At 72.0% G+C, this 12,258-nt stretch carries 11 protein-coding genes; 5 read left to right on the top strand and 6 right to left on the bottom strand.

The annotated features are described in order from the left end of the window. Positions 1-10 precede the first annotated feature (10 nt). The 5 genes from ACIA5C_RS46155 to ACIA5C_RS46135 form a co-directional block, all read right to left on the bottom strand. Positions 11-340: an STAS domain-containing protein gene (locus ACIA5C_RS46155; protein WP_396067231.1), complete on the bottom strand. Its 330-nt coding sequence runs from the start codon at positions 338-340 to the stop codon at positions 11-13. 151 nt (positions 341-491) lie between these two features. Continuing rightward, positions 492-944 carry a hypothetical protein gene (locus tag ACIA5C_RS46150; protein WP_396067228.1) on the bottom strand — a complete coding sequence of 151 codons (453 nt, stop codon included), beginning with the start codon at positions 942-944 and terminating at the stop codon, positions 492-494. Between the two features lie 129 nt (positions 945-1,073). Continuing rightward, a complete protein-coding gene (locus tag ACIA5C_RS46145) occupies positions 1,074-1,856 on the bottom strand; it encodes a hypothetical protein (protein ID WP_396067226.1) in 783 nt (260 codons plus the stop codon). Then, a complete protein-coding gene (locus tag ACIA5C_RS46140) occupies positions 1,849-5,052 on the bottom strand; it encodes a DEAD/DEAH box helicase (protein WP_396067224.1) in 3,204 nt (1,067 codons plus the stop codon). Before ACIA5C_RS46140 ends, ACIA5C_RS46145 begins: the two co-directional genes overlap by 8 nt. Further along, positions 5,049-5,492, bottom strand: a complete 444-nt coding sequence (locus ACIA5C_RS46135; protein WP_396067222.1) for a DUF5990 family protein — start codon at positions 5,490-5,492, stop codon at positions 5,049-5,051. Before ACIA5C_RS46135 ends, ACIA5C_RS46140 begins: the two co-directional genes overlap by 4 nt. Positions 5,493-5,574: 82 nt before the next feature. Between ACIA5C_RS46135 and ACIA5C_RS46130 the strand changes: the two genes are divergently transcribed. After that, positions 5,575-5,877 (top strand): GNAT family N-acetyltransferase, encoded by a 303-nt coding sequence (locus ACIA5C_RS46130; protein ID WP_396067220.1) that lies wholly within the window; start codon positions 5,575-5,577, stop codon positions 5,875-5,877. A gap of 5 nt (positions 5,878-5,882) precedes the next feature. On the opposite strand, the gene ACIA5C_RS46125 is transcribed toward ACIA5C_RS46130, so the two are convergent. Continuing rightward, the gene (locus ACIA5C_RS46125; RefSeq protein WP_396067218.1) at positions 5,883-7,379 is read right to left on the bottom strand and encodes an LLM class flavin-dependent oxidoreductase; all 1,497 of its coding nucleotides are present in this window, start codon (positions 7,377-7,379) and stop codon (positions 5,883-5,885) included. 66 nt (positions 7,380-7,445) lie between these two features. Here ACIA5C_RS46125 and ACIA5C_RS46120 point away from each other — a divergent pair, with 66 nt between their 5' ends. The 4 genes from ACIA5C_RS46120 to ACIA5C_RS46105 all read left to right on the top strand — a co-directional run. Continuing rightward, on the top strand, positions 7,446-7,811 hold the full coding sequence (locus ACIA5C_RS46120) for a winged helix-turn-helix transcriptional regulator (RefSeq protein ID WP_396067216.1): 366 nt from the start codon (positions 7,446-7,448) through the stop codon (positions 7,809-7,811). Between the two features lie 114 nt (positions 7,812-7,925). After that, positions 7,926-8,390, top strand: a complete 465-nt coding sequence (locus ACIA5C_RS46115) for a DIP1984 family protein (RefSeq protein ID WP_396067214.1) — start codon at positions 7,926-7,928, stop codon at positions 8,388-8,390. Positions 8,391-8,957: 567 nt separating this feature from the next. Beyond that, positions 8,958-9,341, top strand: a complete 384-nt coding sequence (locus ACIA5C_RS46110; RefSeq protein WP_396067212.1) for a hypothetical protein — start codon at positions 8,958-8,960, stop codon at positions 9,339-9,341. Further along, positions 9,338-12,258 (top strand): FtsK/SpoIIIE domain-containing protein (locus ACIA5C_RS46105; protein ID WP_396067210.1); only part of this gene is annotated, 2,921 nt, incomplete at its 3' end. The genes ACIA5C_RS46110 and ACIA5C_RS46105, both read left to right, overlap by 4 nt.

Raw genomic sequence — 12,258 nt, 5'->3', positions numbered from 1 at the left:
GCCGGGAAGATTAGTACGGGCCCCGGTCGACCAGCGCATCGGCGACGTCACCGTAGACCGGCACCGCCGGCGTCAGCCCGACTGTGTCGAGCAGCCGGGAGAGGAACTCGCCCGGCGCGGCCAGCCTCAGCCATCCACCGAGCGCGACCGCCCGGTTGTGCCCGACCACGAACGCGCTCAGCCCGGTCGAGTCGCAGAACTCGACGCCGGACAGGTCGACCACCACCCGCGGAGCGGGCGCGTTCAGCACCTGGTCGAGCGCGGTGGTGAGAACCGGCGCGCTGTCGATGTCGAGGTTGCCGCGGACCACCACGACGACGGAGTCATCGGGCTGGTCCACCACGGAGACGTGCACCGTCCTGCATTGCCCATTTACCGACGGAAAGTCACCTCCGGAAAGTCAACATGCCGGAACGGGCCACCCCTCGCGGGTATGGCCCGTTCGATCGGTCGAGGCCGCCGAGGCGCTGTACGTCAGCGGCCGGGACGGATCACGGCTTCGCCGACGGCATGCCGACGTTGTTGCCGGCGCCCACCTTGTCGGCGCCGTTCATCCCCTGGTGCTGACTGTGGAAGGGGCCTCCGCCGCCGTGATGATGGTGATGGTCGTCGAACGGGGAACCGCCGTGGTGGTGGTCGTCGAACGGGAAGCCACCGTGGTGCCAGCTGTAGTCGACGACCAGCACCCAGTCGCCGTGGTGCCAGCCACCGCCCGCCGGGTAACAGTTCCAGTCGTCCCAGCGACCGAGGCGGTCGCCGATCCGGCCGGCCATGCGGCATTCGTCGCGGCTGTCGTAGTAGCCAGCCACCCGGTCGCCCGGCTTCGCCGTCGCGTCGGCGGTCGAGGACTTCACCGCACCCTGTCCGGTGTTGGTGGCCGCCATTGCGGGGCCGGCACCGATCGTGACACCCGTGACCAGGCCGAGGCCAGTAATCGTAAGCATCCGGGTAATTCGGTTCATGTCACACCTTCTCTTGACAAAGCGTTAATGCCTCGTGAAGGAAAACATGGTGACTCTATGTGACTGGCCAGTACCCGGGCGTCTAACACGATCGTGGAAAAACAGACTTCCTCATCTTTCGGGCAGGGCCCGGTAGGCGGGGCGAAGCACGTCGACTATCGGGCGCCCGTCGTGCGCCAGCGGCGGAGGGTCGAGTTGATCGAGCAGCGCGTCGGGCCGCGAGACCGCCCCCGGCCGCGCCCCGGTCGGCACCAGCGCCGGGGGCCCGCCGAGCCCCCAGAAGGCCGCCACGTCAAGCTCATCAGCCCCGGCCGCCGCCTCATCGGGGCCGCCTGCCGGAGCGCCCCCGGGAACGGCCGCGCCGGCGGACTCCAGCGCCGAGGCACTCCGCAACTCCCGCAAGTGCATCAACAGTTCGTCCCGCGGGCGCCCCCGCCAGGCGAAAACCGCGAACGGATCCTCCTCGAAGGCCCGGGCCAGCGCGTAACAGGCCGCCGCGAGATGCACGCACGGCATCGGCCACCGCTCGCACGTGCAGTCCATCGCCACCTCGTCCAGCGACAACGGCACCAGGCTCAGTCGTGCCTCGGCGAAGATCTCGCCGATTCCGGGCGGCATGCGCCCGGCCAGCAGGTCGGCCGCGAAGCGCGCCTGCCCCGCCAGGTCCTGCTCGACCCGCGCCCATTCGGACGCCCCGAACGCCCGCACCGCGATCCGCGCCCGGAACGCCGCCGGATCGTCCGGCCCGCGCACCTGGGCGACGACCAGACTGCCCGAGATCATCAGGTTGCGGACGTGCCCGGCCCGCTCGTCGCGGCGCCCGCGGGCGAACGTCGGCCCCATCCGCAGCGATTCGAAGGTGCCCAGGAAGGCCAGGGCGAGACGATCAGTCACCGATCGCCTCCGGTTCCAGCACGAGCAGGTCGTGCAGTTCGGTGGTGGAGAGCGTCGTCAGCCAGCCCTCGCCGTTGCCGACCACCCGCTCGGCGAGCACACCCTTGTCGAGCAGGAGCCGGTCGATGCGTTCCTCGAGCGTGCCGAGGCAGACCAGCGTATGCACCTGCACGTCACGACGCTGGCCGATGCGGTAGGCCCGGTCGGTCGCCTGGGCCTCGGTGGCCGGGTTCCACCAGCGGTCGACGTGCACCACGTGGTTGGCCGCGGTCAGATTTATGCCGGTCCCGCCGGCTTTCAACGACAGCACGAAGATGCCCGGCCGGTCGTCGGCCTGGAACGAGGCCACCATCTCGTCGCGCGCCGCCCGCGACGTGCCGCCGTGCAGGTAGCGCACGGGCACCCCGAACCGCCCCGCCAGGTGCGGGGTGAGCATCGTCCCGAACCGCGCGAACTGCGTGAAACACAGGATGCTCTCCCCCGCCGCCAGCGCCCCGTCGACGATCTCCTCCAGGCGTTCGAGCTTGCCCGAGCGCCCCGGCAGCGGCGAGCCGTCGCCGAGCAGCAGCGCCGGATGCACGCACGCCTGTTTCAGCTTGGTCATCGCGGCCAGCACGATGCCCTTCGACCACTTGTCGTGCCCCTCCCCGAGCCGGGTCGTCATCTCGTCGAGCACCGCCCGGTAGAGGCTGGCCTGCTCGGCGGTGAGCCCGCACAGGTGCCGGACCAGGCGCTTCTCGGGCAGGTCGGAGATCACCGCCGGGTCCGACTTGACCCGCCGCAGCAGGAACGGCCGGGTCGCCTGGCGCAGACGGGCCGCCGCGTCCTCGTCGGCGTACCGCTCGACCGGCACCGCGAACCGGGCCCGGAACGTGTGCGCGTCGGCCAGCACCCCCGGATTGAGGAAGTCCATGATCGACCACAGTTCGGCCAGGCGATTTTCCACAGGCGTACCCGTCAAGGCGATGCGACTGCGGGCCGGAAGGCGCCGGACGGCCTTGGCCACCGCCGAGGCGGCGTTCTTGACGTGCTGGGCCTCGTCGAGCACGATCCGGTCCCAGTCGACCGCGGCCAGTTCGTCGGCATCGAGCGTCGCGGTCGTGTAGGTGGTGAGGACGACGTCGGCACCGGCCAGCGACGCCGGGGCCGGGCGGTCGGAGCCGTGCAGCACGGTGACGTTCAGCGACGGCGCGAACCGGGCCGCCTCCCGCTGCCAGTTGCCGAGCACCGACAGCGGGCAGATCAGCAGCGCCGGCCCCGAACGCCGATGCAGCAGCAGCGCCAGCAGCTGCACCGTCTTGCCGAGCCCCATGTCGTCGGCGAGACAGGCACCCACCCCGAGCCCGTCCAGGAAGGCCAACCACGAAAAACCCCGTTTCTGGTACGCGCGGAGCTCACCGGCCAGGCCCTCCGGCTGATCGAGGAGCTCGAGCCGCTGCTCCAGCTCGCCGGTCAGCAGGTCGGCGACCCAGCCCTCCCCGCCCGCGGCGGTCACCGGCAGCGGCAGGCTGTCGGGCGGCAGCAGCCGGACCGTCCGCAGCGCCTCGCCCGCGGTCATCGACCCGCCGCCCCGGCCCAGGAACCGCAGCCCGGCCTCGAGGTGCTGCTCGTCGAGGTAGACCCACCGCCCCCGCAGCCGGACCAGCGGCACCTTGGCCTTGGCCAGGTCGGTCAGCTCGGACTCGGTGAGCGGGTCGCCGCCCAGCGCGAGCCCCCAGCGGTAGTCGACGAGCGATCGCAGATCGGCGGTCTGGTCGCGCAGCACCGGGGTGATCGGGTCACGGGTGCGCACCTCGAACGACAGCCCGAGCCCCCGCCGCTCCCGCCACCAGCGCGGAAGCAGCACGCCGTAGCCCGCCTCCTCCAGCGCCGCCGCATGCGCGAGGAACCGGTGCGCCTCCTCGGTGTCGAGCACCATGTCGACCGGCCGCGGCACGTTCAGAGCGGCGTCGAGATCCGGGTGCAGCCGGGCCGCCCGCCCGAGCCCCCCGAGCAGCCGCTCCTGCGGGTGCCGGGTCCAGCGGCGCAGCGGGGCGTACTGGTCCTGCCAGATGTCCGCGGCCGTGACCAGCGCGCTCGGCTCGTCGACCGCCTGCAGCAGGAACTCGAGCAGCCAGGCATCGCGGGGCGCGATCCGCGCCGGGTCGGGGTCGGGGTCGATGGCGTCCGGCAGCTCCTCGTCGCCCTGGTCGTCGACGTGGCTGAGCCGGAAGCAGAGCCGCACCGCCGACCCGCTCACCGCGTCGGTGTGCCAGGCGTCGAGCCGCGCCGTCAGCTCCTCGACCAGCCCCGGCGCCGCCGCGAAGCCGGGCTCCCCGGCGAGCGCCGCAAGCCACCCGTCGCCGATCCCGGCGCCGGTCTCGGCCAGCCGCATCCGCACGAGCGTGTCGACCAGCCGCTCCAGCGCCACGTGCAGAACGTCCTCCGGCGGCAGCAGCGCCACGTCACCGGGCCGCGCCCGCTCGGCCCGCACCGCGGCCGGCAGCCGTTTGAGCAGCTCGCCGTGATGCGCCGCGTCCAGCCCGGTGACCACCGGCCGCCATCGGGCCTCCGACCACCGGGCACCTCTCCCCCCACCACCCGGCCGCGCAGATCTTTCGGCGACGCCCGCCCGCGCCTCTCTTTCGGAGACGCCCAGCCGCGCCTCCCTTTCAGAGACGTCCGACCGCGCCTCTCCTTCGGGGACGCCCGGCCGCGCCTCCCTTTCAGAGACGTCCGACCGCGCCTCTCCTTCGGGGACGCCCGGCCGCGGCCCGGTCCAGGGCCCGCCCGGCCGGACCGACGGCAGCACCCGCCCCCGCCGCACCAGGTCGGCCGCGAAGCCGCACAGCTCGATCAGCCAGGCCACCGAGGGCGCCACCCGCCCGTCGAACTCGTCGGCCACCTCGTCGTCGACGAACGGCACCGTGACCGCCGGCACCTCCCACGCCCGCAGCCGCGGCCTGCCCCGCCGCGGCGGCAGCCCGAGCAGCGGCGACGGGAGCGGCCCGGCCCCGGTCGAGGGCAGCACGAGGGTGGCCGGGCGGCGCGACTCACCGCCCGGCAACCGGGACGCCTCGACCGCGAACGGGTGGGCCGGACTCTTGGCACCGCTGCCCGTGTCGGTCTCGCCCCACAGGTTGATCGACCCGTCCCGGGCGACGAAGCCGTGCAGCACCCGGGTGCCCGCCCGGACCAGCTCGGCACCGGCCGTCACCGCAGTGTCCACGTGACGGCGGGCGGGCGGACGCGGGCAGAGATCGGCCCGCCGTCCTGGTCGGTCAGGCCGAGCGACGCGACAAGCACCCCCGCGCCCTCGTGGGCCTGGCGGAGCAGCGCCGTCGGGATGTCGCCGAACAGCAGCTTGGCCCGGCGGAACATCGCGAACGCCTCGCCGTCGACCGAGCCCCAGCTCAGGTAGAGGAAGCGGGCCCCCGGCCGCCCGTGCACCCACGGCCCGCCCACGTCGAGCAGCCCGTCGACCTCGCGGCTGGTGACCTCGAACTCCCAGCGGGCACCGTCAGCGGTCGCCGGCACCCGGGACACCACCTCGGCCTTGCGCTGCACCCCGACGTGGACGTTGCCGAGGCGCAGCCGGCCCGCCTCGGGGCCCGGGCCGCGCCCCGGCAGGTCGGTTCCGATAATCCGCACCAGCACGGAACGACCCTATGCCGCCGGTACGACATATCCTCCGACGGCGGCCCCGATCGCCCGGTCGCGGGAGTGGTTGGATAGCCGGGTGGAGATCACGGTTGTCGACGTGCCGGAGCGGGAGCGGTTCGAGGCGCGGACGGAGGACGGGACGCCGGCCGGGGTGCTGACCTATCAGCTGACCGGGCCGATCATCGCGTACACGCACACGAAGGTGGAGCCCGAATTCGAGCATCACGGCGTCGGGTCGACGCTGGCCCGGGCCGCCATGGACGACGCCCGGAGCAAGGGTCGCACCGTCGTGCCGATCTGCCCGTTCCTCAGCGGCTGGCTGGAGGAGCACCACGAGTACGACGCGATGATCGCCCGCAGCCACCGCCGCATCAGGTAACGCTCTCAGACCTGGCCCGGATAGAAGCCGAAGCGGGCCAGCGGCTCGACCAGCTGCTCCTCCTCGTACGACAGGTGCGAGAGCAACGTGTCGCTGAGCAGGTCCATCGCCTGCTGCAGGGCGGTGAAGTCGCCGTCCGAGCGGACCAGTTCGATCAGTGCCCGGTCGACGCCCTCGACCACCTCGTGGATGATCACGTGCTCCTCCTGGAGCCGGTCGATGACCGGGACCAGGCCGGGGTCGGAGCGCCGCAGGTGCGGGAAGATCTGGCCGTCCTCGAGGCCGTGGTGCTGGGTGATCCGGGTGCAGTAGTTGGCGCAGAACGCGCCCAGCTCCCAGTTGTTCTGCCGCAACGCGGTCTCGTTGAGCGCCGAGCGGGCGCCCGCCACCGACAGCGCACCGCTCTTCACCTGCGCGATCACGTCGTGGATGCGTTGCAGTTCGTCGCGCAGCATGCCGTGCACGTCGATCAGGTGCCGGCCGATCTCGGGGCCGTGCGGCGCGTACCGGAAACCGGTCGGCGCCGGCGGCGCGACCGGCCTCGCCTCCTCGTCCCACAGCCTGCTCGCCCGGGTCTTCGGCGTCGGCTTCGCCAGATCGACGGACGGCTGCGGCTCCGGGGGAGCCTCCGCTTTCGGCGTACGCGTCCCCGAGCGCTCTTTCGACACCAGTTCCCGCACCGCCGGCGCGATCTCCGACCCGAGCCGCTGGATGGTCGCGGAGTCGTCGGCCATCAGGATGAACGCCGAGATCCCGTGTTCGAGGGCGAGTTCGGCCAGCGCCTCCGGCTCGGTGTCGGCCCCGATGTTGAGCAGCCGCCGCACGGCCCCCGGCGACCGGCCGGCCTCTTCCGCCGCCTCGTCGATGATCTTGTTGCCGGCGGCGAGTTCGGCGCGGCCGCCCTTCAGTCCGGGCAGGCTGGGCAGCCAGCCGTCCGCGGCCCGCCCGACCAGCCGCAGCATGCGCGGCTTGTAGGCGCCGAGCCAGATCCCGATGTCGTGCGCCGGCGCCGGCCCGCGCTTCGCGCCGGCCACCCGGTAGTGCTTCCCGGCGACCCGCACTCCCCCGCGCTCCGAGTCGTCCCACACCGCACGGATGATCGTGATCGCCTCGTCGAGCGCCTCGACCGACTCGGCCCGGGTGCGCCGCGGACCGCCGACCGCCTCGATGGCATCCCAGAACGCGCCCGCGCCCAGCCCCAGCTCGACCCGGCCGCCGCTGAGCAGGTCGAGGCTGGCCGCGCTCCGGGCGAGCACGACCGGCGGCCGCAGCGGGAGGTTGATCACGTTGGCGCTGATCCGGATCGTCTCGGTCGCCGCCGCCACGTACGACATGAGCGTCCACGTGTCGAGGAAGCCGGCCTGGTAGGGGTGGTCCTGGAAGGTGACCAGGTCGAGCCCCTCGCGCTCGGAGATCTGGCTGAGCGCCACGACCGCCTCGGCCTGCCCGGCCGCCGGGGTGATGAAGCTGCCGAAGAGCAGGTCGTGTCCGTAGTCGGTCATGGGTCCCACTCTCCGGCCGTACGGTCCCGAAACGCAAACCGCGAGAAAGTCGCTAACCTTGGGTAAGTGAGGTTCTCCGAGATTCCGCCGACCGAGGACGCCGGCACGTGCAACGCGGTCCAGCACGCCGCCGACCTGGTCGGCCAGCGGTGGGCGGCCGCCATCCTGAACGCGGCCCGGCACGGCGCCCGCCGCTTCACCGAGTACCGCGCGGCGGTCGCCGGCATCTCCGACAAGGTCCTGGCCCAGCGTCTCAGGGATCTGGAGTCGCAGGGCCTGATCGAGCGGACGGTCATCCCGAGCACCCCGGTCCAGATCCGCTACGCGCTGACGCCGGACGGCGATGAGCTGCTCGGCCTGCTGCTGCCGATCGTCGCGTGGGCCCACCGCCGGGCCCTTCGAAGCCAGGCTCTTCAGAACAGCGCAAGCTGATCCAGCGCCTCGCCGCGACTGTCGAGCGGCGCCGGCCGGGGTCGTTGCGCTCGACGGCGTCGCCGCCCGATAAATCAGCGGCGCGACCGATCATGGCAGACGACAATCGGGGCCATGAAACTTGCCGAGGCGCTCGCACTGCGGGCGGATGCTTCCCGCCGGGCCGAGCAGTTGCGCGCCCGGGTCACCGGCAGCGCGCGTTACCAGGAGGGCGAGACGCCGGCCGAGGACGCGGCCGCCCTGCTCGCCGAGGCGGGTGAGGTGCTCGGCGAGCTCGAGTCGCTGATCCGCCGCATCAACCGCACCAACGCCGCCACCCCGGTCGACGGCGGCACGCTGACCGATGCCCTGGCGCGGCGGGACGTGTTGCGCCTGCGGCACAGCATCGTGACCGCGGCCGCCGATGCCGCGGCCGGCGAGGGCCAGCGCGGCTATCGCCAGCTGCGCTCCGAGCTGAGGATGATCCCGGCCCTGCCGGTCGCCGACCTGCGCCGCCAGGCCGACGACCTGGCCCGGCAGCTACGCGAGGTCGACACGCTGATCCAGCGCACCAACTGGGAGGCCGACCTGGCGGATTAAGGGACGCGGATCAACGGACACAGTGGAGCGGGTAACCGACATGACAGCGTGCACAGACCCGAGCGCCGGCGGGCAATCCGGCGCACTCCTGGCGCGCCGGGGGCAGGCGCAGGGGTTCGATTCCCCGACCGACATCGCATGCCCAGCACACCTCACCGGTGACGGCGTACAGGGAACAGTTCACCACCATGTGCGGGGTCAGGTCGGCGAGGGCGGGATCGGGGAACTCCACTGCCTCTTGATCAGAAGGCCGGGTCGTCCGGTGGGGCGATGCCGAGTCGGGCCAGGGCTGAGGTCTTGACGTACCAGGCCCATTGGCAGCCGCCGGTGCCGTCCGGCTTGGCAACTCGGAAGTGGTCGATACGGACCTCGCCGGTGACGAACGGGTCGTAGTCGATGCCCCAGCCGAGCAGTCAAACGTCCCAGGTCCGCCGGATGCGGGTGGTGGTGCGGTCGCCGCCGCACCACATGACGAGGGTCCATTCCCGCTTGTCCATGGCGGCAGCCTATCGGCCCGCACATCGACCGCGTTGGCTAGAGTGCGAAGCCGACGGAGGGGAGCGTCACATGCGGTCGGTCCGGATGGACGTTGTCGTCGACGGCCCGGGGGACGCCCGCCGGCAGGACGAGTCGACCAGGCAGCTGGCACGGGATCTGCGCCAGGTCGGCGGCCTGTCGGTCACTCCACTCGAGACGGCGCCGGCGGCCGGCGGCAAGTCGGGCACCGTGCAGCACATTGGAGCGCTGGTCGTCTCCGGGGTGTTGTCGGCGGCCGGGCTCAAAGCGATCAGCGACGTCATCGTCGCCTATCTGGCCCGCAGCGGGGCCCGGCAGATCACGCTTCGCGACGGCGACCGCGAGGTCATCGTCAGCGGTGCGGCCGCGGCCGACGTCGCCGAGGTGGTGCGCAACATCGACAAACTGCTGGCCCGGCCGGACGACGACCGATGAGCCGGCGGCTCGCCCTGATCGTCGCCAACGATCAATATCAGGATCCGCGGCTGACGCGCCTGTTCGCCCCGCGCCACGAGGCTCAGATCCTGCGCGAGCTGCTGCGTGACCCGGAGACCGGAAACTTCGACCCGGCCGAGATCCTCCTCAACGAGTCCAAGGCCGAGGTCGAGCGCGCGATGGAACGCGTCTTCCGTTCGGCCCAGCCCGGCGACCTGGTCCTGCTCTACTTCTCCGGGCACGGGGTGCGCAACCGTAACGGGCGGTTGCATCTCGCGGTCAGCAACACCGACCTCGAACTGCTGGCCGCCACCTCGATCTCGGCCTCGTTCGTCAAGGAGCTGATCGACGAGTCGGACGCGTCGAGCACGGTGATCCTGCTCGACTGCTGCTACAGCGGCGCCTTCTCGGACGGCCGGGTCAAGGCCGACCTGCAGGTCGACGTCGGTAACGAGTTGCGGGCGGGGCGCGGCACGTACGTGATCACCGCGGCCAGCTCGGTCGAGCGCGCCGACGACGGCGAACGCCCGGTCGAGGATCAGGCGCGGAAGCTGTCGGCGTTCACCGACGCCGTGGTGCGCGGGCTCGCCACCGGCGCCGCCGACCTGCGTGGCATCGGCCGGATCACGCCGCATGACCTCTGGGAATACGTACGCATGGAGGTGCCCCGGCGGACGCCCTCGCAGACCCCGACCCAGTTCGGCTACGTCGAGGACGAGGTGCACCTGGCCCACGTCCGGCAGGGCTACGCGCAGGCGGCGGCCGGTTCCGGTCAGCGGGTCTATCTGGGCGATCTTTTGGGCCGGCTCAGCCAGCCGGTCGAGCAGGGCCTGCGCGCCGACGAGTGGTGGGGCACCGGGCGCCTGGTCGTGCCGATCGGGCAGGCCTTCCGGGGCACCGAGGCGGCCGGCATGGTGTGGATCGATCTCGCCCACCAGGACGGCCATGTCCTCGTCGTCGGAAAGATCGGCAGCGGCAAGAGCACGCTGCTGCGTACGCTGGTGGCCGGCCTGGCGCTGACCAACCCGCCCGCCGGGGTCCGGTTCTACTTCCTGGAGTCGGGCGGCAACAAGCTCGGCTCGCTGCGCCGCCTGCCGTTCGAGATCAGCATGGCGCGCGACGATCAGGGACAGCAGATCGGCGACATCCTCGACGAGATCGACCAGATCGTCACGGCTCGTAAGAGGATTTTCGCCGAGCACTTCATCGACTCGGCCGGGCGGTTCCGGGTCTTCCGCGAGACGCGTCCCGACGAGCGGCACCCCGACATCTTCCTCTTCGTCGACCGGCTGCCCGACTTCCAGCCCTATCTGCAGCGGATCCGGTCGCTGGCGAGCCGGGGACTCGAATATGCCGTGCATGTCGTGGTCACGGCCCGCAGCTGGCGGGAGGTGCCGAACGAACTGGCCGAGCTGATCCATTGCAAGATCGAGCTGAACCTCGACTCGGCCGAGGAGTCCCGGGTCGACCCCCGCCTGGCGGAGCGCTCCCTGAATGATCTGCCCGGCTGGGCCATCCGCCGGGGCAGCCGGTTCCTGGTCGCGCTGCCGCACCTCGGCCCGGACAACGGTGCTCCGGAGGCCGACGGCCTGTCCGGTGGGCAGTTCGACGACGGGGCGCTCGAGCTGGTCGAACGGATCCGGCCCACCTGGCCGGAGGTGACCCGGCCCGAAACGGCGGTCACGCGCGTGACCGCGCCGTTGACCGTCGCCCGGTCGGTTCTCGACCTGCTCGGGCTGGGGACGCTGTCGGCCGACGTGGTCGCGCGATACCGCTCCGGTGTGCCGGCCGGTGAACGGCTGCGCGTGCCGATCGGGATGGATCCTCGCGATCAGCCGGTCGTGCTCGACCTGAACGAGTCGGCCCTGGACGGCATGGGTCCGCACGGCCTGATCGTGGGGGCGACCGGCTCCGGGAAGTCCGAGCTTCTGCGCAGCGTGGTGACCTCGCTGGCGCTCATGCACGACTCCGCGACGCTCAACTTCATCCTGATCGACTTCAAGGGCGGGGCCGCCTTCTCCGCGCTGAGCTCGTTGCCCCACGTGACGGCCCTGATCACCAACCTGGCCGGCGATCTCGGCCTGGTCGACCGCATGGTGGACGCCATCGAGGGTGAGCTGATCCGGCGGCAGGAGCTGCTGCGCAGGGCCGGCAACTACCCCAGCCGACGGGAATACGAGCGGGCCCGGCTGGGCGGGGCGGCCCTTCCGCCGCTGCCGTCGCTGCTGGTCATCTGCGACGAGTTCTCCGAGCTGCTGTCGGCCAAGCCCGACTTCATCGACCTGTTCGTCCAGATCGGACGCCTCGGCCGGTCGCTCGGCGTGCACCTGCTGCTGGCCAGCCAGCGGCTCGAGGAGGGCCGGCTGCGCGGCCTCGACACGCACCTCTCCTACCGGGTCGGCCTGCGGACGTTCTCGGCGCTCGAGTCGCGGGCGGTCCTCGGCGTCCCCGATGCCTACGAGCTGCCGAGGTCGCCCGGTCACGCCTATCTGAAGACCGGCGTCGAGCCCCTGCGCCGGCTGCTGGCCGCCACCACGTTCCAGCCGGCACCGGCGGAGGACGGCGCGGAGACCCGGTCGATCGCCGAGACGGTCGCGGAGCTTCTGAGCGGTGTCGACGCCCCGGCCCGTCCGGTGTGGCTGCCCCCGCTGAGCCAGTCGCCCACGCTCGACGAGCTGCTCGGGCCCGTGGTCGCCGACGCGGACCGCGGCCTCGCCTTCGCCAACCCGGAGCTGCACGGCTCGCTGCAGGTGCCGATCGCGCTGGTCGACAAACCCCGCGAACAGCTGCGCGACGTGATGTGGCTGCAGCTGGCCGGCGCCGCCGGGCACGTGGCGATCGTCGGCTCGACGCTGAGCGGCAAGTCCACCGCGATGCGCTCGATGATCTGCGGGCTGGCGCTCACCCACACCCCGGC

The organism is Actinoplanes sp. NPDC051343 (assembly GCF_044455125.1).
In the GTDB taxonomy this organism is placed as follows: domain Bacteria; phylum Actinomycetota; class Actinomycetes; order Mycobacteriales; family Micromonosporaceae; genus Actinoplanes.
The sequence above is the reverse complement of the archived record's forward strand: the minus strand, read 5'-3'. Positions and strand labels throughout refer to the sequence as shown.

What these genes read in the sequence shown, in the direction of transcription:
- ACIA5C_RS46125 (WP_396067218.1), bottom strand. Translation starts at nt 7,379, where the DNA reads ATGACCGACTACGGACACGACCTGCTCTTCGGCAGCTTCATCACCCCG.
- ACIA5C_RS46115 (WP_396067214.1), top strand. Translation starts at nt 7,926, where the DNA reads ATGAAACTTGCCGAGGCGCTCGCACTGCGGGCGGATGCTTCCCGCCGG.
- ACIA5C_RS46150 (WP_396067228.1), bottom strand. Translation starts at nt 944, where the DNA reads ATGCTTACGATTACTGGCCTCGGCCTGGTCACGGGTGTCACGATCGGT.
- ACIA5C_RS46110 (WP_396067212.1), top strand. Translation starts at nt 8,958, where the DNA reads ATGCGGTCGGTCCGGATGGACGTTGTCGTCGACGGCCCGGGGGACGCC.